This is a genomic window from Vibrio sp. 10N.286.51.B11 (assembly GCF_041469245.1).
In the GTDB taxonomy this organism is placed as follows: domain Bacteria; phylum Pseudomonadota; class Gammaproteobacteria; order Enterobacterales; family Vibrionaceae; genus Vibrio; species Vibrio crassostreae_C.
In genome coordinates, this window is sequence record NZ_JBFRKI010000019.1 from 12,871 (window position 1) to 38,371 (window position 25,501).

Annotated in this window: 24 protein-coding genes; 6 read left to right on the forward strand and 18 right to left on the reverse strand. The window is 44.6% G+C overall.

What is annotated here, in order from left to right:
- Positions 1-43 precede the first annotated feature (43 nt).
- The 3 genes from AB4154_RS10115 to AB4154_RS10125 all read right to left on the reverse strand — a co-directional run bounded on the left by AB4154_RS10115 (position 44) and on the right by AB4154_RS10125 (position 3,124).
- Positions 44-1,519 carry a glycerophosphodiester phosphodiesterase gene (locus AB4154_RS10115; protein ID WP_017065767.1) on the reverse strand — a complete coding sequence of 492 codons (1,476 nt, stop codon included), beginning with the start codon at positions 1,517-1,519 and terminating at the stop codon, positions 44-46.
- 216 nt (positions 1,520-1,735) lie between these two features.
- Positions 1,736-2,890: a hypothetical protein gene (locus AB4154_RS10120; RefSeq protein WP_017059943.1), complete on the reverse strand. Its 1,155-nt coding sequence runs from the start codon at positions 2,888-2,890 to the stop codon at positions 1,736-1,738.
- Between the two features lie 24 nt (positions 2,891-2,914).
- Positions 2,915-3,124, reverse strand: a complete 210-nt coding sequence (locus tag AB4154_RS10125) for a hypothetical protein (RefSeq protein ID WP_017059942.1) — start codon at positions 3,122-3,124, stop codon at positions 2,915-2,917.
- Positions 3,125-3,558: 434 nt separating this feature from the next.
- Here AB4154_RS10125 and zur point away from each other — a divergent pair, with 434 nt between their 5' ends.
- Both zur and AB4154_RS10135 read left to right on the forward strand, forming a co-directional pair.
- Entirely contained in the window at positions 3,559-4,017 is a 459-nt protein-coding gene (zur, locus tag AB4154_RS10130) for a zinc uptake transcriptional repressor Zur (RefSeq protein WP_017078243.1), read from the forward strand.
- Between the two features lie 17 nt (positions 4,018-4,034).
- Entirely contained in the window at positions 4,035-4,496 is a 462-nt protein-coding gene (locus AB4154_RS10135) for a chemotaxis protein CheX (protein WP_017059940.1), read from the forward strand.
- Between the two features lie 148 nt (positions 4,497-4,644).
- On the opposite strand, the gene pgi is transcribed toward AB4154_RS10135, so the two are convergent.
- Positions 4,645-6,297 carry a glucose-6-phosphate isomerase gene (pgi, locus tag AB4154_RS10140; protein WP_372122873.1) on the reverse strand — a complete coding sequence of 551 codons (1,653 nt, stop codon included), beginning with the start codon at positions 6,295-6,297 and terminating at the stop codon, positions 4,645-4,647.
- A 326-nt stretch (positions 6,298-6,623) separates the two neighbouring features.
- Here pgi and AB4154_RS10145 point away from each other — a divergent pair, with 326 nt between their 5' ends.
- Positions 6,624-7,043, forward strand: coding sequence for a secondary thiamine-phosphate synthase enzyme YjbQ (locus AB4154_RS10145; protein WP_102398013.1), 420 nt, complete (start codon positions 6,624-6,626; stop codon positions 7,041-7,043).
- A gap of 117 nt (positions 7,044-7,160) precedes the next feature.
- Here AB4154_RS10145 and AB4154_RS10150 read toward each other — a convergent pair whose 3' ends face one another.
- Genes AB4154_RS10150 through AB4154_RS10160 form a run of 3 tightly spaced genes read right to left on the reverse strand, consistent with a single transcriptional unit; the run spans position 7,161 to position 10,873 of the window.
- Complete coding sequence (locus tag AB4154_RS10150; RefSeq protein WP_372122876.1) at positions 7,161-8,366, reverse strand: BamA/TamA family outer membrane protein; 1,206 nt, start codon at positions 8,364-8,366, stop codon at positions 7,161-7,163.
- A 23-nt stretch (positions 8,367-8,389) separates the two neighbouring features.
- Positions 8,390-9,475: an alanine racemase gene (gene alr / locus AB4154_RS10155; protein WP_017065624.1), complete on the reverse strand. Its 1,086-nt coding sequence runs from the start codon at positions 9,473-9,475 to the stop codon at positions 8,390-8,392.
- 6 nt (positions 9,476-9,481) lie between these two features.
- Entirely contained in the window at positions 9,482-10,873 is a 1,392-nt protein-coding gene (locus tag AB4154_RS10160) for a replicative DNA helicase (RefSeq protein WP_016767560.1), read from the reverse strand.
- Positions 10,874-11,049: 176 nt separating this feature from the next.
- Here AB4154_RS10160 and AB4154_RS10165 point away from each other — a divergent pair, with 176 nt between their 5' ends.
- Entirely contained in the window at positions 11,050-11,934 is an 885-nt protein-coding gene (locus AB4154_RS10165) for a DUF481 domain-containing protein (protein WP_372122877.1), read from the forward strand.
- Between the two features lie 162 nt (positions 11,935-12,096).
- Here AB4154_RS10165 and rplI read toward each other — a convergent pair whose 3' ends face one another.
- The 5 genes from rplI to rnr form a co-directional block, all read right to left on the reverse strand.
- Positions 12,097-12,549, reverse strand: coding sequence for a 50S ribosomal protein L9 (gene rplI, locus AB4154_RS10170; RefSeq protein ID WP_010434182.1), 453 nt, complete (start codon positions 12,547-12,549; stop codon positions 12,097-12,099).
- Positions 12,550-12,587: 38 nt separating this feature from the next.
- Positions 12,588-12,815, reverse strand: coding sequence for a 30S ribosomal protein S18 (gene rpsR, locus AB4154_RS10175; protein ID WP_000090472.1), 228 nt, complete (start codon positions 12,813-12,815; stop codon positions 12,588-12,590).
- A gap of 112 nt (positions 12,816-12,927) precedes the next feature.
- On the reverse strand, positions 12,928-13,317 hold the full coding sequence (gene rpsF / locus AB4154_RS10180) for a 30S ribosomal protein S6 (RefSeq protein ID WP_004741278.1): 390 nt from the start codon (positions 13,315-13,317) through the stop codon (positions 12,928-12,930).
- Between the two features lie 277 nt (positions 13,318-13,594).
- The gene (rlmB, locus tag AB4154_RS10185; RefSeq protein WP_017063180.1) at positions 13,595-14,335 is read right to left on the reverse strand and encodes a 23S rRNA (guanosine(2251)-2'-O)-methyltransferase RlmB; all 741 of its coding nucleotides are present in this window, start codon (positions 14,333-14,335) and stop codon (positions 13,595-13,597) included.
- Positions 14,336-14,522: 187 nt separating this feature from the next.
- On the reverse strand, positions 14,523-17,024 hold the full coding sequence (gene rnr, locus AB4154_RS10190; protein WP_372057160.1) for a ribonuclease R: 2,502 nt from the start codon (positions 17,022-17,024) through the stop codon (positions 14,523-14,525).
- Positions 17,025-17,271: 247 nt separating this feature from the next.
- Between rnr and AB4154_RS10195 the strand changes: the two genes are divergently transcribed.
- Positions 17,272-18,681, forward strand: a complete 1,410-nt coding sequence (locus AB4154_RS10195) for an amidohydrolase (RefSeq protein ID WP_372122879.1) — start codon at positions 17,272-17,274, stop codon at positions 18,679-18,681.
- A 155-nt stretch (positions 18,682-18,836) separates the two neighbouring features.
- Here the strand turns inward: AB4154_RS10195 and motX are convergent, their stop codons facing one another.
- Positions 18,837-19,472, reverse strand: a complete 636-nt coding sequence (gene motX / locus AB4154_RS10200; protein WP_004735859.1) for a flagellar protein MotX — start codon at positions 19,470-19,472, stop codon at positions 18,837-18,839.
- Between the two features lie 298 nt (positions 19,473-19,770).
- Positions 19,771-21,087 carry an adenylosuccinate synthase gene (locus AB4154_RS10205; protein ID WP_010434108.1) on the reverse strand — a complete coding sequence of 439 codons (1,317 nt, stop codon included), beginning with the start codon at positions 21,085-21,087 and terminating at the stop codon, positions 19,771-19,773.
- Positions 21,088-21,259: 172 nt separating this feature from the next.
- Here AB4154_RS10205 and AB4154_RS10210 point away from each other — a divergent pair, with 172 nt between their 5' ends.
- A complete protein-coding gene (locus AB4154_RS10210) occupies positions 21,260-21,448 on the forward strand; it encodes a DUF2065 domain-containing protein (protein WP_010434105.1) in 189 nt (62 codons plus the stop codon).
- A gap of 190 nt (positions 21,449-21,638) precedes the next feature.
- On the opposite strand, the gene hflC is transcribed toward AB4154_RS10210, so the two are convergent.
- The 4 genes from hflC to hfq are packed head-to-tail and all read right to left on the reverse strand — an operon-like array spanning position 21,639 to position 25,464.
- Positions 21,639-22,616, reverse strand: coding sequence for a protease modulator HflC (hflC, locus tag AB4154_RS10215; protein WP_017059930.1), 978 nt, complete (start codon positions 22,614-22,616; stop codon positions 21,639-21,641).
- A 2-nt stretch (positions 22,617-22,618) separates the two neighbouring features.
- Positions 22,619-23,821, reverse strand: a complete 1,203-nt coding sequence (gene hflK / locus AB4154_RS10220; RefSeq protein ID WP_017059929.1) for an FtsH protease activity modulator HflK — start codon at positions 23,819-23,821, stop codon at positions 22,619-22,621.
- A gap of 27 nt (positions 23,822-23,848) precedes the next feature.
- Positions 23,849-25,156, reverse strand: a complete 1,308-nt coding sequence (hflX, locus tag AB4154_RS10225; protein ID WP_017059928.1) for a ribosome rescue GTPase HflX — start codon at positions 25,154-25,156, stop codon at positions 23,849-23,851.
- A 44-nt stretch (positions 25,157-25,200) separates the two neighbouring features.
- The gene (gene hfq / locus AB4154_RS10230; protein ID WP_017059927.1) at positions 25,201-25,464 is read right to left on the reverse strand and encodes an RNA chaperone Hfq; all 264 of its coding nucleotides are present in this window, start codon (positions 25,462-25,464) and stop codon (positions 25,201-25,203) included.
- Positions 25,465-25,501 lie beyond the last annotated feature (37 nt).

Here is a 25,501-nt window from a genome sequence, read left to right on the forward strand (position 1 = left end):
CTTAACGCTTCCATAATTTGTCTATCCCTGTTCTCATCAAACATCATTTTTCTGTCGGCATCGAAATGCTGATCGCATCGTTACTTAAATTTAAATCTTCATCTTGAATATCAAACAGCACTGCTGGCTTCGCGCTCTGCGTTGTTTGCGTTCTTTTTTTCACACCTTTCACGCTAGCAGGCTTGGAATATGACACACTCCTAATGAGACCTCGGTTAGTGATGTAATGGCCATCTTTGAGGTAATCTATTTGTTCATAGAGTCGGTGAAAATCAGCGTCATTGGGTAGGCCAGCAACGGTTTCGCCTGCTAACGTTGTGGGTTGGTAGCCATTTGATTGAACGACAAGCTGTGGAGCAAGCTGCTGACAAATAGAGAACTTACTGGTATCCATGATCGCCTCATCTGGCAGAGGTCGACCTGCCTTAGCTAACGAGACCAATTGATCTTGGTGGTAATCCGTTCCGTTAATCGTATAAGTCACCACCTTCATGCCTTGCGCTTTCGCACGGCTGTAAATTGTCGCATATTGTCGGTAACTTCTTATATCAACATGTAATCCACTATTGGGGCCAAGTATTCGTTTTACCGTTTTAGCGGAATGTTTGGGCTTATGCTTACGATAACGCCCCTCCATAGCAAAGGCGCGATCGATATTCTTTTTATTTTTCTGATAATAATCATCAGAACCCATGCCTCGTTTTGCATCTCGCTTAAACTGAGCAACCGACGCCGAATGAGGCTCCCATACATACCCAAGATAAACACTTGAATTGATTTCCCGCATTTTTTTCAGAACGTCCATATCCATTGATGAATAAAAATAGTTTCTATAGGGGAGACTTTGTCTGGCCATTTCGTCGAGTTTAAACAAATCTTCCATGGAGCCATCTGATGTTTTTATTTCAATATTAAGGGGTTGTTCAATCGTTGCGTAATGGTACCAATCATTCACGGCTTCATTGAAATAAGCGGGACGATACCCATCTAATGTTCCGTCAGGGCTCCTTCCACTCAGAGAGTTCCACTCACTACTCTTCATACGACTCACGCGATATCGCTTACCATCACTTCGAGCGGTTGCTCTTCCTGTTTCTATGTCGTGATGTACAACCCAATCTTTATCACGCGTCAGCATCACATCAATTTCTGCTCCATCAAAACCACTTACCGCCGCCATTTGAATCGCATTACGAGAGTTTTCAGCATAATTAGAGCTGCCACGGTGGGCGATAACATCAATAGGGCACTGTCCTTTGATGTAAGAGATATCCCCTCCCATGGTTTGATAAAGATTGCGCGATTTTAACGCCAACTGCATATCACGAAACATTTCTCGCCCCTCTGCTGAGTTATGATTCGAGATTAGTTTTGCATCTGCAGGTAATCCAAGCCCTCGCTCCAAGGTTGGTTGTGGTGGTGTTACTTTATCTGTAGATGAACATCCCTGAATAAGAGCAATAGTAGTGACAAGCAGCCCTCTTGAAAGCGTGGTTACACGTGAAGGTGGTGAAAACATGAGATCCTTATCCGTTGGTAGCTTATATGTGACATAACTGGGTTTCACACGCTGAGCACGACAAAGTCGGCCTCCAAGCACGGAGACCGCAAAGTGCTAATATATGATGACTCCAACCATTGATTTCGATTGTTGATATGTTGTTGGAGTGGACGTATTTAATGGTTTAATTTGATTGAAAGCAAAGGCTCAAAAACTCATAAATACAAATCATGATTACATTATTTCATCAAATAATAATTGAATAAGCCCTTGTTCATCTGGGATGTCATACCCCTTTCGACATGGATAAGCCAAACCATCTGTGAAGTTCAAAAACGAAAAGCTATTGTCTATGCTTTCGCTCCCCTCTTCATCCTGCCATGGTTCAATAGTACTGTTCTGTTTAGTCACGATATAACCACACGAATTGACAGGCATCTCGGTCTTACGATTTAAGACTATCTTATGATTGGAATTATTGTAGTGATTTACTCGAATCTTACCGGCTAACGCTAGATATATCGCCCCTGCGGCGCCCAAAAGCAAAGTATGGCCGATAACTTTACCTGTCGCACTCGCTACGGCGATTCCAACATTAGCAGTCGCACTCGCGATGCTTTGACCTCGGTTTCCATAACGGTCTGTAGAATACACGTAATCCACGCTATGTTTTCTTTCAACGCGAGCACGTTGTCTGACAGGAGTATGGTTTATGTACTCTTGACCACCAAAAGCATCAAAGTTGTGTATTAATACCGGAACACAATGATAAGTTTCTCCATTCCAGTTCACTACACGAGCCTTCATTTGCCATGGATAATACTCTTCATCTAAATATTTCTTACATAAAGCTGGTAACAAATGGCTAAGTAACGCTGTGTTGTGATCGCTCTGCGCCATGTTGTACAGTTCTTGCGTTATTGATCGGGCCTGCTCTTGATCTCCTGATCTTGCGGCAACGATAAAGAGAATGACCTCGCCCCAAAAAGTATCGTTGATCAAGTAGTCAACCGGCAAATTATCGATTTCGATTAAAGCTCGTGGAACATCTTCATCGGACAAAGCCTCCAATACTGCAGACAAGTGATGCACGCGATCTTGAGGCTTTGCAATAGGTTCGTAATATGCGTCCCATCGTTCAACAAAGGTCTTCCAACGCATTATTTTTTTAAACTCCTCAGTTACTCCTTCCGTGGTGAGTAACTTAGGTTCAATATATTTTGCAATGTGCTTTTTATGACCGTCTCGCTTTTTCATCGCCTTTGTGTAAATTTTGCTATCAGACTTGAATAAGTGCAGTGCTAAACCATAGCTTTCATACCATTCACCAAGGTTAAGATGACTACTTTCTAATGAAGCTTTAGCCAAAGCGTCAAAATGCTTTTTCATTTTATTCCCTTCCAATTTGACGACTTAAATAAAGATAAAGGCGATGACTAAAATAATAGCTGCGGCTATAGCCAGTTTGATGTATAGCTCATTTTTTTTAACTCTTGGTTCTTCCACTTCTTCAAGCTTATCCCTCATGGCCTTAAAGTCATCCAAACGTTGTTGATAACGTTTTTCTCTTTGATTATAGATGGACAACAGTTTCAGAAATGATTCTTTGTTTACTTGCTCCACAGCTTAACTCCAAGCATTTGAAATTAAAGACTAAAACTCCAATACACCATGACAAGCTCATGTTGACAGGAGGGGTCAATAGTCTTCTTCTAGTCTATATTAGGCATCGATTTTAGCGAATAAGGAACAATATGCGATAAGAAATGTGATTTAAAACAGCACATTATTGTAAGAAAAATTAATTGAGCTAAATTGAACTCAAATGAAGATGTCATATCAACTTTACCTCACATTTTTTATTTAAACCTATTCACCAAACCTCTAATTCAGCCTCACTAATCAGTTATGCCTTGAGTCACACTGTCATTTTGAGTTACCTTGTCTTATTCAAAGTCGTGGGTCACAATACGCTCTGTACCTGACTTTAATAGAAATCATTGGCTCCCAAAACGTAGTAACCTAGAAATAAGGTTTGATTAGGGATGTCCGATTGAATGGTGAAAAATTTGGACCACACATTAATAGAGCAAGTTGAAGGGATATGCGCATCGCGAGGCGTTAGATTAACACCTCAAAGAAAGCGAGTGTTTGAGCTCATTTTCTCTAATAAAAAAGCCTCCAGTGCTTATGAATTATTAGAGCAGTTGAAAGTCAGTGAACCGCAAGCCAAGCCTCCTACAGTTTATCGTGCTTTGGATTTCTTGTTGGAACAAGGTTTCATTCACCGAGTTGAATCAACCAATAGCTTCATATGTTGCTGTTCTTGCAATGCAAACAAACATTTCTCCCAACTACTGATCTGCGATAAATGTGGCACTGTGATAGAATTGCAAGACGATGCGCTTGTCACTCTACTCGCTAGTAACGCTGAGAAGCATGGCTTTCAATTGACCAATCATGTCATTGAATCGCATGGCATTTGCCAATCTTGCTCCTCCGAGATGAAAGAATAAGATTATAGAAGAACATTATGCGCGCTGAATTTGTAAACCCGTTTTTAGCTTCTTTGATGAATGTACTAAAAACGATGGCTTCTCTTGAATTGAAGCCACAAAAACCAAGAGTTAAGAAAGATGAAATCGCTCGTGGTGATGTATCCGGCCTAATTGGTATGGTTGGCACACAATCTCGTGGCTCAATGTCGATCACTTTTGATGAAGGTCTTGCCCTAGAAATCATGGAAAACATGTTGGGTGAACGACCAAATGGCTTGAACGAAGAAGTGACCGATATGGTGGGTGAAATCACTAATATGGTGACTGGCGGTGCAAAACGTATTCTTGCGGAAAGCGGCTTTGACTTCGATATGGCAACGCCAATCGTGGTTTCCGGTAAAGGTCATACGATTCGTCACAAGTGTGATGGGGCAATCATCATCATGCCTTTTTCATCTCAATGGGGTAATGCTTTCATCGAGATCTGTTTCGAATAACAGCTGTTGATTTCTAGCAGTACTGAGTATCAAAGAAGGTTGGCATAATGCCAGCCTTTTTTATTACCTGCGATTTAACCATTGCTTGCTCTACAGATACAAAAACGCCAACCCGAAGGTTGGCGTTTTTTGGATGCTATCGACTCAATTAAGCTTTAAGCGCTTTAAATGCGTTGATTAGACCGTTCGTTGAGCTGTCGTGAGATGTTACTTGAGCATCATCAGCAAGCTCTGGAAGAATTTGGTTTGCTAGTTGCTTACCAAGTTCTACACCCCATTGGTCGAAGCTGAAGATGTTCCAGATAACACCTTGAACAAAGATCTTGTGCTCGTACATCGCGATTAGGTTACCTAAAGAGCGAGGGTTGATTTGCTTAACAAGAATTGAGTTCGTTGGGCGGTTACCTTCAAACACTTTGAAAGGTACTAGCTCAGCAACTTCTTCAGCTGTTTTGCCCGCAGCTAGGAATTCAGCTTCTACAGTCTCTTTTGTCTTACCGAAAGCTAGAGCTTCAGTTTGAGCAAAGAAGTTAGACATTAGCTTCTGGTGGTGATCAGATGCTGGGTTGTGGCTGATAGCAGGCGCGATGAAGTCTGATGGGATCAGCTTAGTGCCTTGGTGAATCAGTTGGTAGAAAGCGTGCTGACCGTTTGTACCTGGTTCACCCCAGATGATAGGACCAGTTTGGTATTCTACTGGATTGCCGTCACGGTCAACAAATTTACCATTCGATTCCATGTTGCCTTGTTGGAAGTAAGCCGCAAAACGGTGCATATATTGATCGTAAGGTAGAATTGCTTCTGACTCAGCGCCGTGGAAGTTGTTATACCAAATACCGATAAGCGCAAGGATTACTGGAATGTTGCTTTCAAACTCAGTTGAAGCAAAGTGGTTATCCATCTCGTGAGCACCTTCTAGTAGCTCAACGAAGTTATCGAAGCCAACAGATAGTGAGATAGAAAGACCGATTGCAGACCATAGTGAGTAACGACCACCAACCCAGTCCCAGAATTCGAACATGTTGTCAGTATCAATACCAAACTCAGCGACCGCAGTTGCGTTAGTTGATAGTGCTGCGAAGTGTTTAGCTACGTGTGCGTTGTCACCCGCTTCAGCCAAGAACCAATCACGTGCAGAGTGCGCGTTAGTCATTGTTTCTTGAGTCGTGAATGTTTTAGATGCCACTAAGAATAGCGTTGTTTCTGGGTTAAGAGGCTTAAGTGTCTCAACGATGTGAGTGCCATCTACGTTAGAAACGAAGTGCATGTTTAGGCGAGTTTTGTATGGCGTTAGTGCTTCAGTCACCATGTATGGACCAAGATCCGAACCGCCGATACCGATGTTTACAACATCAGTGATCTCTTTACCTGTGTAACCTTTCCACTCACCAGAAACGATGCGGTGTGTGAACAGTTCCATTTTTGCTAGTACAGCGTTAACTGCTGGCATTACGTCTTTGCCGTCAACCATTACTGGCTTGTCGCTACGGTTACGTAGAGCAGTGTGAAGTACTGAACGACCTTCAGTCTTGTTGATTGCATCACCACCGAACATTGCTTCGATTGCAGACTTAACTTCAGTCTCGTTCGCAAGAGCAAATAGGTGCTGCATAGTTTCAGCATCGATAAGGTTCTTAGAGTAATCCACTAAGATGTCAGAACCGAAACGAGTAGAAAAGCTCTCGAAACGCTTTGCATCTTGAGCAAACAGCTCTTTCATATCCATATCTTGAGCAGACTCAAAATGTGCCGTTAGAGCTTTCCACGCTTGTGTATGCGTTGGGTTGATATTTTTCAACATGGTATCTATCCCGATGTTACTGTAGGTTTTATTCTAAACGTCACCTAGGTGATGAATAGAACCCCCGATTAGGCGAAAGTTTATATTTTTCTGTGATGACCAAACCGCGCCACCACTGAAAGATTCTTTGTAATTTTTTTTCACGACGTATTATGCCGCATATGAAGAGCTGTACCTTGAGATAAATCAGGATTAGATTTCCTGACAGAAGAATCGGTACAGACTCTAGCTCTAACATAATTAAATGTGAGCGAGACCTGATAAATTCAAGTTCAAAAGATAGCGTTAAACCACTTTTTTTCCAAATACATTATAAAGGATGGCGTATGTGGATTCAGAAGACTATACACCTAAATGCACGAAAGCGTGGATTTCATCTCATTACTGATGAAATTGAACAACAGATACACGATATCAACTCTCTATCTGTTGGTTTATTACATCTTTTTATCCAACATACCTCTGCCAGCCTCACATTAAATGAGAACGCAGATCCTACCGTCCGTACCGATATGGAATCGCACTTCAATAAGTTTGTCCCAGAGCGAGCGCCCTACTACAGACACACCTATGAAGGTGATGATGACATGCCTGCCCACATTAAAGCATCGACACTTGGCGCCAGTGTGACAATACCAATTAGCAATGGTCGTTTAGCTTTAGGAACATGGCAGGGCATTTACTTAGGAGAGCACCGGGATTGTGGTGGAAGCCGAACTGTGATCGCTACGATGCAAGGTGAGTAGACTGCTTGAAAACAAGATTTCCATAATAAAAACAATATCTTGTTAATAAAAAAGAGTGGAGCGTTTCCACAACCACTCTTATAAAAATAGTATTTGGCCTACTGTAGGCCGAAAGCTTTAGAAGGGCTGATTTATCATGACCCTAAAGGTCCCTTCATCACCACCTCGCGCTAATTCAGCACGAACAACAATGCCTTCCACTTGGAAACGAACCGCGCCACCTAAGCTCCACTTCATGTCTGTATGCAGTGTTTTAATGTCGTACTCATCGGCAACACGCCCTACTTCAGCAAACGCTACCCATTGCCACCAAGGCAAGTCGTAGTAGTTAATCAGTGGGATATCGCCCAAAGGTTGCCAGTCAGGAAGCACTCGATACTCTGCAGAGTAATGCACTGCAGAGCGACCGTGATAACGGCCTCCGGTATAACCTCGTAATCGATACAAGCCACCTAATCGAGCTTGCTCGGTCTCCGGTGGACGAGCACAATCTTGCCCAGAGCAGTTATCCCACGTTGGCGTGTCAGCGGTATAGAAATCAAATGCTAAAACTTGTTGATCGAATAAGTCCCCTAAAGGACCTAAAGCAAAGTACTGGCTATTTTGGAAGGTCCACTTAAGCCACAAGTCATCGTTAGACCAACTCTCTGCGCCAGTGGTGAACTCAAGGTTAGTGTGAGAACCTCTGGTCGGGTTGCGTGTGCTATCACGGTTATCCCAATCAAACGCCAAACTAAAGCCTGTTGCCTCCTCGGTATTATTTAAACCTTCCAACTCACGAGCAGTATAAAAAGGCGTAAATAGAATCGAACTGACACCCGATTCGATTGGCGAAGCAAAGCTCACATCTTTGATTGGCTGAAAAGCACCGAGTAAACCGTGTTCTGCAACGTTGCCCCAAGGTAGCAAATACTTAAACTCAAACTGATAGTTTTGCTCTAAGCCATCAGCAATGGTTTTGTCATCGATAGATGAATCATTATCGCCTTGAGAACCAATGTAATACGGGTTGTCGTTGAAGCGCGCTTGATACATCTGAGTGCTAAACAATACGTTCTCAGACAAGGCATAGTTAAAAGCCGATAGAAAACCGACGTAACTGTCTTTGTCTGAATAGAGTGCCATACCAAACAGAGCGGCTTGAGGTTGCCAAACACCCTTTGCGACACCCGCAACCCCAAAGGTGTTACCCATGGTTTCGGTGCTGAAGTAGAAAGGGACAAAAGCTGAATCTTTTTCTTCACTCGCAGCGGAAGAAGAAAAGCTGACACCGAGTAATGTCATTGCAGACATTAGCCAGTTTCGAGTCGTTCGCTTGAACATAATTTACTTATCAAGATCCATGATTACTTCACATATTCCATCGCAACACGCGAAGTCAGCTTAGTAACTAACTCGTAAGCGATAGTGCCGATATGTTCAGCCACTTCTTCGGAAGGTAAATCTTTACCCCACAGAGTCGCTTCATCGCCGACTTTATCTGCCGCATCAGGGCCTAGATCAACCGTTAGCATGTCCATTGATACACGTCCTGCGATCGGTACTTTTCGACCGTTAACGAACACTGGGGTGCCGTTAGGTGCAGTGCGAGGATAACCATCACCATAACCAATCGCGATAACACCAACCTTGGTATCACGTTCACTGGTCCAGTTTCCGCCATAACCCACACTTTCACCGGCTTTCACATCGCGAACGGCAATTAGGTGTGAGGTCAGGGTCATCACAGGCAAAAATCCAAGCTCTTGCGCTGATTTATCAACAAACGGAGAGACACCGTAAGATATGATTCCCGGACGAACCCAATCAAGGTGGCTGTCTGGCCAAGCGAGTAAACCCGCAGAGGCAGCAAGTGAACGCTCCCCTTCACAACCTTCAGTAAGCGACAAGAAAAGCTCTGTCTGTTCAACGGTGGTTGCTCTATCCAGTTCATCAGCACAACCGAAGTGGCTCATGTAACGTAGAGGTTTGGCAACATTCGCACATTGATGCAAACGCTCAACAAAGTTTTGGTATTGCTCAGGGCGAACACCTAATCGGTGCATACCACTGTCGACTTTTAGCCATACCACAACGGGTGTTTCCAAATCCGCATTCTCTAGCGCGCTTAATTGCTCTTCACAATGCACCACCGTTTGAATGTTATTGGTCACCAAGATTGGCAAATCGCCCGAAGAGTAAAATCCTTCCAGCAACAAAATAGGTTTAACAATGCCACCAGCACGAAGTTGTAACGCTTCTTCAATACGCGCCACACCAAAAGCATCAGAGCTTTTTGAATGCTTGGCTATATGCAGTAAGCCGTGTCCGTAGCCATTGGCTTTCACAACAGACATGACCTTGCACTGAGGAGCCTTCGACTTTATCTGGTTCAGGTTATGTTCGAGCGCGTTTAAGTCAATGCTCGCCGTCGCCGCTTTCATGTAAGTCATTAGCGATTACTCATCATCAAATGCAGGGCCTGCATAGTTATCAAATCGGGAGTGTTGGCCTTGGAACGTAAGACGAACAGAACCGATCGGACCGTTACGTTGCTTACCAAGGATGATCTCAGCAATGCCTTTCAAGGAACTATCTGGGTTATAAACCTCATCACGATAGATAAACATGATCAAATCGGCATCTTGCTCAATCGAACCTGATTCACGCAAATCCGAGTTTACTGGGCGCTTATCAGCACGTTGCTCTAGGGAACGGTTAAGCTGAGAAAGTGCCACAACCGGAACGTTTAGCTCTTTTGCTAACGCTTTCAATGAGCGAGAAATCTCGGCGATTTCAAGAGTACGGTTATCAGATAACGAAGGTACACGCATTAATTGAAGGTAATCTATCATGATCATAGAGATACCATCGTGTTCACGAGCGATACGTCGAGCACGAGAACGCACTTCTGTTGGCGTTAGACCCGAGCTGTCATCGATATACATATTCTTCTTATCCATCAGAATACCCATACTCGACGAGATACGAGCCCAATCTTCATCATCTAGCTGACCAGTACGAATCTTGGTTTGGTCTACGCGAGAAAGTGACGCAAGCATACGCATCATCAGCTGTTCGGCTGGCATCTCTAGCGAGAAGATTAAAACCGGTTTGTCTTGCTTCATCGCCGCGTTTTCACACAAGTTCATCGCAAATGTGGTTTTACCCATCGATGGACGAGCAGCAACAATAATTAAGTCAGAGCCTTGTAGACCTGCTGTTTTCTTGTTGAGGTCGTTGAAGCCAGTATCGACACCTGTCACACCATCTTGCGGCGTTTTGTATAGGATCTCGATACGTTCTAGCGTCTTCTCTAGAATGCTATCAACGTTTTGTGGACCTTCGTTTTCACTTGCACGGCCTTCGGCAATCGCGAAGACTTTACTTTCAGCAAGATCAACCAGCTCTTCCGAAGTACGACCTTGAGGGTCATAACCAGAATCAGCAATCTCATTCGCGACACCAATCAGGCTACGAACAAGTGCACGTTGCGCTACGATATCCGCATACGCATTGATGTTTGCGGCACTTGGTGTGTTTTTCGCTAAGTCAGCAAGGTAAGCAAAGCCACCCACTTCTTCAAGTTGCTCACGCAGCTCTAAATGTTCAGAGAGTGTAATAAGATCCAGAGGAGAACTTTCTTCAAGGATATCCTTTACCGCTTCAAAGATCAGACGGTGAGGACGGCTATAAAAGTCTTTGGCCACAACCTTTTCGGCAACTGTATCCCAGCGTTCGTTATCTAATAACAAACCGCCAATAACAGATTGCTCAGCTTCTAATGAATGTGGCGGGACCTTGATGGCGTCCACCTGATCGTTGGCTGATTTCTGACTTTTGGTATCCACTATGACTACACTCAATAACTAATAATGATCGTTCATTATACCCAAGAACATCCGTTTGTAATCCAATCCTATGAGTTTGTTTTATTCTTCAGGAAGAATTTACCTATTGCTGACGGAATTAACCAAGGGTAGCATTACGATCCTGCCATTCACTCACTGTATAACTAGAGGTATGCGTGTCCAAATTATTGGCTCTGAGCACTGGTCTTCTAAGCACTGGTCTCCTGAGCGCTCCGATGGCCTTAGCTGATGATGCTAAAGACTCTGTTGATGCAATCCTCGACTCTATAGTAGTTTCAGAACCTACTTCTGAGCCGATCGTCGTTGCACCGACACCTGAAGAAAAAGAGTTGGATATCGCACCGAGTGATACAAGTGATACAGAACTACCGAGCCCGCTAAAAACGGAAGTCGAATTTGGATATCAGTCGCATACTGGTAACTCTGATTCACGAGCGCTTAACGCACGCCTGAACGGTGAGTACACGGCTGGCCGTCATAGAACCAGTGGTGAATGGAAATACTACAACCTCTACAAAGATGGCGAAGAAGATAAAAGGCAATCGACTTACTCAGCTCAGAGTGACTACAAGTTAAGCCCTAAAACCTACCTTTACGGCAGTTTCAAAGGAGTCGACTCGAGATACAGTGCTTACTTTAAGGACTACACAATTTCGAGTGGTCTGGGTTACCAGTTTTCGAATACCGAAGAGTTTGTATTGGAAGTCGAAGTGGGCCCAGGTTTTCGTTACCAAGAGCCAAACCTCGATGAGATCGACGATGATGACATCATCTTCCCTGAGATTGTTGAAGAAGCGATTTTTCGTGGCAACGTGAATACGTCATGGCAGGTGTTGAAGAATTTGCAGCTCAAGGCAGACGTGACGCTTGTCTCTGGTCACAGTAACCTAAAGTTTGATACTGAGTTAGAAGCCATCAACGATATTACTGACAATATCGCGCTGAAGATCGCTCACTCTCGCCAGTACCACGATAAAGTGCCTGAAGGCTTAAGCAAAGAAGACTCTGTGCTGTCGATTAACCTACTCTTTCAATTCTAATTCCATAGCTGGTTGTTCAGCCATCAGAGCTTTTGGATCATAGTAGGCTTTTAACCTAATGTAACCCTCTCTTACCTTTTCCTATATTCCAGACATAAAAAAACACCAGCCGAAGCTGGTGTTTAAAACTTTCAAAAGAAAGAATTCGTCTTGGTACTGAAATTACTCAGCTGCAACGATAGCGATTTTCGCAGTAGCAAAAACTTCAGAGTGAAGTTGGATGCTTACTTCGAATTCGCCGATGTTACGTAGAGCGCCTTCAGGTAGGCGTACTTCGCTCTTAGCTACTGCAACACCTGCCGCTGTAATAGCGTCAGCGATGTCACGAGTACCGATAGAACCGAATAGTTTACCTTCGTCACCAGCTTTAGAAGCGATTGTAACGCCTTCTAGAGTGTTAACGCTCTCTGCACGAGCTTCAGCAGCAGCTAGTTGCTCAGCAACTTTAGCTTCTAGTTCAGCACGACGAGTTTCGAACATAGCAACGTTGTCTTTAGTTGCCATAACTGCTTTACCCTGTGGGATAAGGAAGTTACGAGCGTAACCAGATTTAACGTTTACTTGGTCGCCAAGGCCACCTAGGTTACCGATCTTATCAAGTAGAATAACTTGCATTATCTTAGTCCTCTTAAACTATTATTAACTATTACCGATTACTGATGCTTGTCAGTGTACGGTAGTAGAGCTAGGTAACGAGAACGCTTGATAGCGCGAGCTAGTTGACGCTGGTACTTAGCGCTTGTACCAGTGATACGGCTAGGTACGATTTTACCAGCTTCAGTGATGTAGTTTTTAAGAGTTGCTACGTCTTTGTAGTCAATCTCTTGTACGCCTTCTGCAGTGAAACGGCAGAATTTACGACGACGGAAGAAACGAGCCATGGGCTATCTCCTGATCTTAAATTTAGTAAAGCGGTCTTTCACAATTATCGAAATAACTATCAATGACCTAAAACAAGTTGAGAATTTTTTAAGGCGTTAAGCCAAAAAAGAATTACTCAGCAGCTGCTTCTGGTTTAGCTTCTGTACGCTCTTCGCGACGAGGAGCACGCTCTGCACGCTCTTCTTTTTGCTTAAGCATAATAGATTGCTCAGTCACAGCGCCTTTAGTGCGCATGATCATGTTACGTAGAACTGCATCGTTGAAACGGAAAGCAGTTTCTAGCTCGTCAATCACTTCTTGACCAGCTTCAACGTTCATAAGAACGTAGTGAGCTTTGTGAAGCTTGTTGATTGGGTAAGCCATTTGACGACGACCCCAGTCTTCTAGACGGTGGATAGTACCGCCAGCTTCAGTGATAGAACCAGTGTAACGCTCGATCATGCCAGCAACTTGCTCGCTTTGATCAGGGTGAACCATGAATACGATTTCGTAATGACGCATTTGGTTGCTCCTTACGGATTATTAGCTTCCACGAGTGGCCCGGTCGTCCAGAGGAAGCAAGGAACTAAAGATAAATGACCGAGTTTTAAGGACGGCAAATGTTATAGAAAGAACCCGGTATTGGCAAGCGCTATTTGGTGAATAATGAAACAGTTTTTCTGTCGCCATCTAGCCATCCGACAAACCGATGGATTTTGCTATAACAGCCTAAAAAGAAACGCCCACCAGCAAGTGGTGAGCGCTAATAAATTCATAGACTTAAAGCAGCGTTAACGCATTACTGAGCTAAACGCTGTCTTACCGCTTCGAACAGGCAAATACCCGACGCCACAGAAACATTTAAGCTCGATACGCTACCTGCCATTGGAATCTTAATCAGATCATCGCAAGTTTCACGAGTTAAACGACGCATACCGTCACCTTCTGCACCCATAACTACCGCAAGAGGACCCGTTAGCTTCGCTTGATAGATATCATGCGTTGCTTCACCTGCCGTACCCACAAACCATACGCCCTGCTCTTGCAGTGCACGCATTGTGCGAGCTAGGTTGGTTACGCGCACGAGAGGAACCGTTTCAGCTGCGCCACATGCAACCTTGCTTACCGTTGCTGTTAACGGCGAAGAGCGATCTTTAGGTACGATAACAGCAGCGACACCTGCGGCATCCGCGTTACGTAGACAAGCGCCTAGGTTATGAGGGTCTGTTACGCCGTCTAGAACTAACAGCAAAGGCTGTTCGTGCTGCGCTAGGATATCGTCTAGGTGAGTTTCATTAAGCTGCTTAGCAGGCTTCACCTTAGCAATAAGACCTTGGTGATTCGCACCTTGTGCTTTTTCATCCAACGGCTTACGACCCATCTGTTGAATCGACACACCAAACTGTTGCAGTTGGTTCAGTAATGGAAGAAGACGCTCGTCTTGGCGACCTTTCAATACATACGCTTCGATAAAACGTGCAGGATCTTTTTCTAGTACGGCTTTCACCGCGTGAATACCGTAAATAAATTCGTTACTCATTGTCTCAACTTACTCTTATTGCTCAGAGATGAATGACATCAATGCCGATGTGTCCACCTCTGTGTTGTTCATTTCGAGAGTATGCGTCTTGTGCCTGATACTCTCGCATTAAAGTCATTTCACACTAAATCAGTAGGCGCTAAACCTGATTAGAAGAGCGCCTTATTAGCCTTAAGATTTATCAGTCTTAAGATCTATCAGCCTTTGGCTTACGGCTTGCAGCACGCTTTTTCTTAGCGCGAGCTTTAGCAGCACCGGTTTTATTCGCTGGCTTTTTCTTCTTAGCAGGGCCTTCGCTGCTTCCGTCAGGTCGCTTAGTTGGCTCAACCATAGGCTTCGCTGATACACCTGGCTTATTACTCTTCACTGCTGAGCGCTTCTTGCTTTTCGCCTTTTTCATCGCTTCTGCTGCACGCTTCTTGGCTGTTTTGCCTTTGCCACGCGGCTGACGATCAGTGTCTTCTAAGTCAAAGTCGATTTGGCGAGTTTCTAAATTAACCGCAGAAACCTTCACTTTAACCGAATCACCCAAGCGGTAGATATTACCTGAGCTTTCACCCACTAGACGCTGACCAACAGCATCAAATTGGTAGTAATCATTCGCTAGCGCTGAGATGTGTACCAAGCCATCAATGTGCAGTTCAGTTAGACGAACAAAGAAGCCAAAACCAGTCACGTTGGCAATCACACCATCCATCACCTCACCGACATGGTCTTGCATGTATTCACACTTCAACCAGTCGTTTACTTCACGCGTTGCGTCATCAGCACGACGTTCAGTCATTGAACACTGCTCGCCGTAGAAGTCCATATCATCGAAAGTGTAGTGGTAACCACCAGTTGGCGTCCAACGTTCGCTGTTACGACCTTCTTCTTTCGCAATAAGGTACTTAATCGCACGGTGCAATAGCAAATCTGGGTAACGACGAATTGGCGAGGTAAAGTGAGCATAGCGTTTAAGAGCTAAACCAAAGTGACCCGCGTTATCCGCGTTGTATACCGCTTGCTTCATTGAGCGTAGCAGCATAGTTTGGATTAATTCACGATCTTCACGTTCATTAATCTGTTGCATCAGTTGTGCATAGTCTACTGGTGATGGCGACAGACCACCTTCCAGTGTTAAACCTAATTCACTTAAAAAGCTCTTGAAGCCCATTAAGCGCTCTTCGCCCGGAGTTTCGTGAACACGGTACAGCGCAGGCTCTTTCGCTTTTTCTACGTAAGATGCCGATGCGATATTCGCAAGAATCATACATTCTTCGATGATCTTGTGTGCATCGTTACGAATTACTGGCTCAATACGGTCGATCTTACGATCCGCATTGAAGATAAACTTAGTTTCTACCGTTTCAAATTCAATCGCACCACGTTCGTCACGCGTTTTCTTAAGCACCTTATACATCTTATGAAGCTCTTCAAGATGTGGTACTTCAGGTTCGTAACGCTCACGTAATTCTTCATTGCCATCTAAGATCGCGCCTACTTTGTTATAAGTAAGACGAGCATGAGAATTCATTACCGCTTCGTAGTGCTTGTAGCCTGACAGTTTACCTTTGTCTGAGATAGTCATCTCACACACCATACATAAACGGTCTACCTGAGGGTTCAATGAACACAAACCATTTGAAAGCACTTCTGGCAGCATTGGCACGACTTGTGACGGGAAGTATACCGAGTTACCACGGTTAATCGCTTCTTTGTCTAGCGCTGTATCTGGGCGAACGTAGTAACTTACGTCAGCAATCGCTACCCATAGACGCCAGCCGCCGCCTTTCTTCGCTTCACAGTAAACCGCATCATCGAAGTCACGCGCATCTTCACCATCAATGGTAACCAATGGCAGTTTACGCAGGTCTACACGTCCTTCTTTTGCTTCTTCAGGAACATGCTCACCTAGGTTTTCGATTTGCTTATCTACCGCTTCAGGCCACTCTTGTGGGATCTGGTGAGTACGGATCGCGATCTGCGTTTCCATACCCGGCGCCATGTTTTCACCAAGAACTTCGGTCACTTTACCCATCATGTTACGAGAACGACCACCACGATCCGTAATTTCAATCACAACCACATTACCCATTCGAGCACCGCCTTTATGCTCAGTAGGGATCTGGATGTCGTGACTAATACGCGAATCATCAGCAACCACGTAAGAATGGCCATATTCTAGGAAGAAGCGACCAACAAGTGGCGTTTTGCGCTCTTCAAGAACACGAACCAAACGACCTTCACGACGACCACGTTTACTGTTGTCAGTAGGCTGAACCAATACGTAATCACCGTGCATGATGGTTTTCATCTGATGATGCGGCAGCACGATATCATTGTCTTTACCCACACTGCCGTCTGGGCGAACCCAACCATGACCGTCTTTATGACCAATCACATAGCCTTTGATCAGTTCCATCTTCTCAGGCAATGCGTAGCACTGACGACGAGTAAAGATAAGCTGTCCATCACGCTCCATTGCACGCAAACGACGACGCAGCCCTTCATATTGTTCCTCTCCAGCAAGACCCAAAGCTTCGAATAGATCGTTGCGGTTCATCGGAATATTCGCGTCTGTTAGAAACGAAATAATGAACTCTCGGCTTGGTACTGGGTTATCGTAATTTTTCGACTCTCGGTCGGCAAAAGGATCAACAGTGGTTGTCGCTGTCGTATTTTCTGACGTTGGTGTGTTTTTTGACATAGGCGGGCCTGCTTAAGCAAGGAAGGTATATACCCCTAGTATATCTGATGCTAGGGGTAAGCTACAGATATGCTTTAGAAAACACTCAAATAACCTCAGATTGATACATATCTTCACTTTGTGAAACATCGCTTCATAGACGTGGATTATCATCAAAATTTCAAGCAAACGATAAAACAAACGTTTGCGCCATGAATGAAATACACTATTATCCACGCACTTTACCAACTCCTGTTCTGGGTATGATATGAAACTAAAACGCACTTTATTGGCTTCAGCTATGGCGAGCCTAGCGCTGTTCCCATTCGCAAGTTCGGCAATGGAAAAGGCTGACCTGATGATTACCGATGCGATGGTTCTAACCATGAACCAAGACAAAACGGTTTATGAAAGCGGTACTGTTGTGGTCAAAGACAACAAAATCATTGCGGTTGGAGATGCTTCACTAGAGAAGCAGTACCAAGCTAAGCAAGTGTTAGACGTTGATGGCGATATCGTTATGCCAGGTCTCATCAATACCCATACTCATGTATCAATGACAGTTTTCCGTTCGTTAGCCGATGATGTGCCAGATCGCCTACACCGCTACATCTTCCCGCTAGAGAAGAAGCTAGTATCGCGAGACATGGTACGCATTGGTGCCAACCTAGGTAACGTTGAAATGGTGAAAGGCGGTGTGACCACTTACGCCGACATGTACTACTTCGAAGATGAAGTCGCAAAAACCGTCGATAAGATCGGTATGCGTGCCATCCTAGGTGAAACGGTGATTAAGTTCCCAGTCGCCGACGCTGCCAACGCAGAAGAAGGCATTAAGTACGCGTTGAACTTCATTGAAGAATACAAAGATCACCCACGCATCACACCAGCGTTTGCCCCGCATGCGCCTTACACCAACACCACAGAGATCCTTCAGAAAATATCTAAACTATCCCTAGAATTAGATGTTCCAGTAATGATTCACCTTGCAGAATCACACCGTGAAGAAGAGAAAATCGCAGAGCGTTCTGATGGATTGTCCCCGGTTCAATACATGGACAGCATTGGCGCACTCAACAAGAACTTGGTGGGTGCACACATGATCCTTGTTGACGATCATGATATCGAACTGGTGAAGAAATCGGATATGGGCGTGGCTCATAACATGAGTGCTAACATCAAGTCAGCAAAAGGCGTATCACCTGCGCTTAAGATGTATGACGAAAACGTGCGTATCGGTTTAGGTACTGATGGCCCAATGTCTGGTAACACACTGAGCACCATTGATGAGTTCAACCAAGTCGCTAAAGTTCACAAGCTGGTTAATAAAGATCGTGCCGCAATGCCGCCGATCAAGGTGATCGACATGGCAACAATGGGCGCAGCAAAAGCGCTACACATGGAAGATAAGATCGGTTCTCTTGAAGCCGGTAAACTCGCCGACATCATAGTGATCGATACGAAAGCGCCAAACATGGTTCCGGTCTACAACCCATACTCTGCATTAGTTTACTCAGCTAACTCGGGTAACGTTCGCCACACCATCGTTGACGGTAAGATCATCATGCAAGACCGCGACATGCTAACGGTCGATGAAGATAAGATTCGCCAAGAAGCACTCGATTTCACCAAAGTCGTTCGTAAGACGGTGATTGAATCTGGTGAAGTTGTTCAATAACGCCACCGAGTGAGATAAACGGTTTACCGTTAAGATCAAAAAAGGCCTCATAGGTATTTACCTACGAGGCCTTTTTAATACGGTATCTTTCTATATCAAGATAGATGGTTAACGAGTGCAGTCGTTCACCATCTAACCTTAATTAATATTCGTAATTACCAGAACACGTCTCGACGTTTTGCTCGAGCGATAATATTGTCCGGCATTCTCTGTTCCAGACCGCTACGAAGCACGGTGATGCGTTTGTGTTGCCTGTCATCCGCAGTCACCGAGTTGTATAACCAGCGGTAAGCATCTTCATAATCTAACGGGCTACCGTAATCACGCAGCAAGAGTTCCGCTAAGTGAATGCTTGCACTGAGATTACCCATAGAGGCCGCTTCACGTAAATACGGAATCGCGCGCTCTTTGTCTTGTTGAACCAAGGTTCCACGAGAATAATAACGACCTAGCTGCTCTAGTGCAGCCGGTAAACCTTGATGCGCCGCGTTTTCCATATAGTAAATGCCAAGCTCGACATCTTGTGGAACACACACGCCCCAAGCCAACATATCACCGTATAAAAACTCATAAGAAGGCAAGCTAATACGCGTTGCACGAGCAACGATATCTTCAACTAACTGGCACTTATCAGCTTTCACTCGCTCTAGGTGTTGATTATTCTCGATTAAATTAATCAGTTCAGCTTCTGTATATATTGGAACGGGCTCTCCCACGTCAGTCAAATTTGCATGACTCAAGGGTGAGCTCAGCGCCATTATCAATGAAGCTGCTACAATTCGTAGCTTCATACCTGCACTCTATTATCTGTCGCTAAAGTTATCTATTGAGGGCCGCAGAGGATTTCTACACGCACAAAACAGGGTGAACTTCACTTTCCATGATATCTGTATCGGCAATAACCCCGACGGCTTTAGACAAAACTTGCCGCTAATGGGCAATATTTTGCCTGATGACGCTTAAAAGATCACCATCAAAGAGTGAGCGGTTAAATTGCAGGTATTAAAAAGCCGACTTAATAAAGTCGGCTTTTAGAAAACTATTTTATTATCAAAGCACTGTTCGTGCCTGGTAATCACTCAGCAGGCATTATGCGCCGTATGGGTGAACCTTGATGATAGTTTCGTTACGATCTGGGCCAGTTGATACGATATCAATTGGAACGCCAGTTAGGTCTTCGATACGCTTGATGTAATCTAGAGCAGCTTGTGGAAGCGCGTCGATAGATTTAGCACCAAATGTGTTTTCAGACCAACCAGGCATTGTTTCGTAGATTGGCGTCGCTTCTTCGAATGACTCAGCAGCCATTGGAGAAACTTCTAGGATAGAACCATCTTTCATCTTGTAACCAGTACAGATTTTTAGTTCTTCTAGGCCATCTAGAACGTCTAGTTTAGTTAGACACATACCAGATAGAGAGTTGATTTGGATTGCACGACGCATAGCAACAGCATCGAACCAACCAGTACGACGTAGACGACCAGTTGTTGCGCCAAACTCGTGACCAACATCGCCTAGGTGTTTACCAACTGGGTCTTGCTTCTCAAGGCCATCGTATAGCTCAGTAGGGAATGGACCTGAACCAACACGAGTACAGTAAGCCTTAGTAATACCAAGGATGTAACCGATGTGACGAGGACCGAAACCAGAACCTGCAGCAACACCACCAGCAGTCGTGTTAGAAGACGTTACGTATGGGTAAGTACCGTGGTCGATATCTAGTAGCGTACCTTGAGCACCTTCGAACATGATCTTGTCGCCGCGCTTACGTGCTGCGTCTAGTTCGTCAGTTACGTCGATAACCATCGCAGTTAACATGTCTGCGTAGCTCATCGCTTGCTCAAGAACTTCTTCGTAGCTTACTGTTTCAGCTTTGTAGAAGTGCTCTAGTTGGAAGTTGTGGAATTCCATCACTTCTTTTAGCTTCTCAGCAAATGCTTCTTTATCGAAAAGGTCGCCAACGCGTAGACCGCGACGAGCAACTTTATCTTCGTAAGCAGGACCGATACCACGACCCGTTGTACCGATAGCTTTAGCGCCACGAGCGATTTCACGCGCGTTGTCGATTGCAATGTGGTACGGAAGAATTAGAGGACAAGCTTCAGAGATGAAAAGACGTTCACGTACTGGAATACCGCGATCTTCAAGAGGCTTCATTTCTTTTAGAAGTGCGTCAGGCGATAATACTACACCGTTACCAATAACACATTTAACGTTATTACGTAGGATGCCTGATGGAATTAAGTGAAGAACGGTTTTTTCACCGTCAATTACAAGTGTGTGACCTGCATTGTGACCGCCTTGGTAGCGAACCACGTATTTTGCATCTTCAGTTAAAAGGTCAACGATTTTACCTTTACCTTCATCACCCCATTGGGTGCCTAGAACGACTACGTTATTTCCCATCTTTCCAATTTCTGTTGCTAATTAAAAATGGATTCTAGCACTGAATCACACTTCTTGCAGTCACTTTTTGTTCATAAACGTTAACGCTGTACAAAAATAAACCAGCCATAACTGGGGGCAGATGTGTAAAGATACTGATATCATTGCTTTTTTACAGACAAAAGGCAGAACCATGTCTCAATCAATTTGGCTCGCTATTGGGCTCGTACTTATTGTGGAAGGGCTCGGCCCCTTGATTGCACCCAATGGCTGGAGAAACATGGTCGCGCAACTGAGCGAGCAACCAGACACGCAACTGCGCCGCATTGGAGGCTGTCTTGTGGTGGCTGGAGCGGTTATCGCTTTCATGACCTACCGCTAGGTTTCTATAAGTACTAATCTGTTTATAAGTACCACTCTGTTAAGCGCCTTCCCTCGCGCCCCAATAGTGAATCCACAAACATGTCTCCTCCTGAAAGAAGTCATAGAAAACAAAAAGGCTCCCACAATGGGAGCCTTTTAAGTTTTAACGTATTTTGCTTATTAAGCTAAGCATTCGCTAACGCATCAGCTTATTTTGCTGGAGCGCCGCTTGCTTGATTCATGTATTGGAAGAAGTCAGTCTTCGGATCCAGTACTAGAATGTCGCTCTTATCGCTAAATGATGTCTCATAAGCTTGCAATGAACGCATGAAGCCGTAGAACTCAGGATCTTTGCTGAACGCATCAGAGTAGATCTTCGCTGCTTCTGCATCCGCATCACCACGAGTGATTCGAGCTGTACGGTCAGCTTCAGCAAGAACTGTTGCCACTTCTAGCTCAGCTTGAGCACGGATAACTTCCGCTTTCTCACGACCTTGAGAACGGTGTCTACGAGCAACCGATTCACGTTCTGCACGCATACGGCGGTAGATAGATTCACTGATTTCGTCAGGAAGGTTAATCTTCTTCATACGAAAATCAACAACTTCAACACCTAAATCAGCCATCGCACTTTCTGCCGTTCCAGACAAAACGTTTTCCATGATCTTATCGCGTTCGCCATCAACTTCTAGTGCTTCTGCAGCCGCTACCGTTGTGACGACTTCGCTATCAGCAGAGTCTGGCAGGATGTCCTTGTTACGAGGGCCTGACACGATCTGCTTAATTTCACGAGAACCAATTTCAGAACGAAGAACATCTGTCACTTTACGCTCAAGAAGTGCTTCTGCCGTCATGATATTACCGCCACCGGTACTCAGATAGAAACGTCCAAAATCAGCAATACGCCATTTTGCGTAAGTATCAATTAGAACGTCTTTTTTCTCTGATGTTACGAAACGGTCAGAACGGCCATCCATCGTTTGAATACGAGCATCAAGTACTTTTACGCGATCAAACATCGGTAGTTTAAAGTGCAGACCTGGTTCATAGATTCGTGATACGCCGTTGTCATCGAGAACTCGACCAAAACGAATTACCATGCCACGCTCACCTTCTTGAATCACAAACACTGACATCAATAGAAGGGCAATCGTCACAACTAATACAGGGATCATTAATTTACGCATTATTAGTATCTCCCTTGGCGTGAACTGTCTGAACGAGTTTGAGTGCTAGGCTTTGGATCCGCTTGAGTTTCTAACTCAATTTGATCGTAAGTTGATGATGCTTTTGCAGGGCGAGAGCCCGACTGAGAACCACCTTGTGCGCCTAGCTTATCAATTGGTAGGTATAGCAAGTTACCGCTTGATTCAGAATCAATCAGGACTTTCGATGTGCTTGAGTACACTTTTTCCATTGTATCTAGGTACATACGGTTACGTGTTACTTCAGGAGCAGCTTGGTATTCAGGTAGCAGTTTCTCGAATTGAGCAACTTGACCTAGAGCACCATTAACTGTGCGCTCTGAGTAACCCACCGCTTCTTTCTTCAAACGCTCAGCACGACCTGTTGCTTTTGGAAGAATGTCATTTCGGTAAGCTTCAGCTTCACGTTCAAAACGCTCTTCATCCTCACGAGCCGCGATAGCATCATCAAATGCATCTTTCACTTGCTCAGGTGGACGTGCTGACTGGAAGTTCACATCAACAATCAGAATACCCATATCGTAGCTATCAATAATACGGTTCAACGTTTCTTGAGTGCTTTGACGAATCTGCTGACGACCACTTGTCAGGATACTATCCATTAGTGAGTCACCAATTACCGCACGAAGCGCGGAATCGGTTGCTTGACGTAAACTGTCGTCTGCATTCGTTACACGATACAAGTACTTGTATGGGTCAGAAACACGGTATTGAACACCCATTTCAACGGTCACAACGTTTTCATCTTTCGTTAGCATCGTGCCAGCAGCACGTAGAGAACGAATCGCTTGAACGTTTACTAGTTGCTCATCACTGATTTCATCGATGAAGCGTGGGTGCCAGTTAAGACCAGGTTCTTCGATACGGTCGAACTGACCCAGTCGAAGTACTACTGCTCTTTCTGCTTCGCCAACGGTGTAGAAACCAGCGAAGAACCAGATAGCAATAGCAATAACGGCAATGACACCAAAGCCAATTGCACCGCCACCACCAATAGATGGCCCGTTACCGTTGCCACCCTTTTTACCAAACTTGCCACCTAACTTTTGACTTAGTTTATTAAACACTTCGTCTAGATCTGGCGGTCCTTGTTCTCGGCCGCCGCGATTATTTTTATTACCCCAAGGGTCATTATCGCGGCCGTTATTATCGCCGTTGTTGTTATTTCCAGGCTCATTCCACGCCATTAGAAAGCTCCATCATTTGATATGACGTTATACTGTAGCAGTCTCTTTGGTAACGATAAAGTCACCTAAGAGCGCCCCTTCTCTTTTTTCAAGTTTAGACCAATCTATTTGTTGCATTCGGATATCTATCAACAAGTTACCATTTTCATCATACTCTTCCTGTTGAATACATTTCATCTCGAAGAATAAGCTGCGAATACGGCCCTGATGTTGATGTGGAATACACAACCGGAATTGAACCATCTGGCTAGCTAAACGCTCAGTTAAAGCTTCAAACAGCAGTTCAATACCTTCTCCTTCCATTGCAGAAACCCAAACAGCGCGAGGTGCGCCCTCTTCGTCTCTTTCAATTCGAGGTTTTTGGTCTTCCATGCAGTCAATTTTGTTCATGACTACAAGGGTTGGCACTTCATGAGCATCGATTTCTTCTAATACTTCATGAACAGCCTGAATGTTCTCACGAAAACGGTCATCACTGGCATCAACAACATGTAACAAAATGTCAGCTTCCTGCGTCTCTTGTAATGTTGCCTTGAACGCAGCGACCAAGTCGTGTGGTAGATGACGGATAAAACCTACGGTATCTGCGAGAATTGCAGGCCCGACATCTGCCAAATCAATCTTACGTAGTGTTGGGTCTAGGGTTGCAAACAGTTGGTCTGCCGCATAAACACCAGCACTTGTGATGCGATTGAAAAGTGTTGATTTCCCTGCGTTGGTATAACCAACCAAAGAAATTGTTGGGATTTCAGCTCGATTACGAGCACGTCGTCCTTGTTCACGCTGTTTAGCAACTTTCGCTAAACGACGTAGTATTGCCTTTATACGGTCACGCAACAAACGTCGATCGGTTTCCAGTTGAGTTTCACCTGGACCACGAAGACCAATACCACCTTTCTGCCTTTCAAGGTGAGTCCAACCACGAATCAATCGGGTAGAGATATGACGAAGCTGAGCGAGCTCAACTTGTAGCTTACCTTCATGAGTTCGCGCACGTTGTGCAAAAATATCTAAGATCAAACCCGTGCGATCAATCACACGACATTTACACAATTGCTCGAGGTTGCGCTCTTGGGCAGGAGAGAGGGAGTGGTTAAAAATCACAATTTCAGCACCGGTCAGCTGAACAGCTTGTGCGATTTCTAGGGCTTTACCTTCTCCAACGTAGTATTTAGGGAGTGGGGATTGTCGGCTACCAGTAATCACTTGTAGCGTTTCTACCCCCGCTGAGGAGACCAGCATTTCACATTCGCTTAGATCTTCCCATTCTCCCTCTTGCGTGAAGTTGATATGAACAAGTACGGCTCGCTCGCCGGATTCATAACGGTCAAACAAGCAACCAACTCCTTATTACAGCGCAAGCTGTACAAATTGAACGATTAATCTTCAGTCTTCTCTGGACGATCAGATGGCGTGCGTTGCTCGCCGCTGTGGTGACTAACTGCGCGAGCAGGTACCACAGTAGAAATCGCATGCTTGTAAACCATTTGGTTTACTGTGTTCTTCAATAAGATCACGAATTGATCGAAAGACTCGATCTGACCTTGCAGCTTAATGCCATTAACAAGATAGATAGAGACTGGAATGCGCTCACGACGGAGTGCATTTAGGAATGGGTCTTGTAGCGATTGCCCCTTAGCCATTTTATTTTCCTTATTTGTATTTTGTTGTAATTATTTA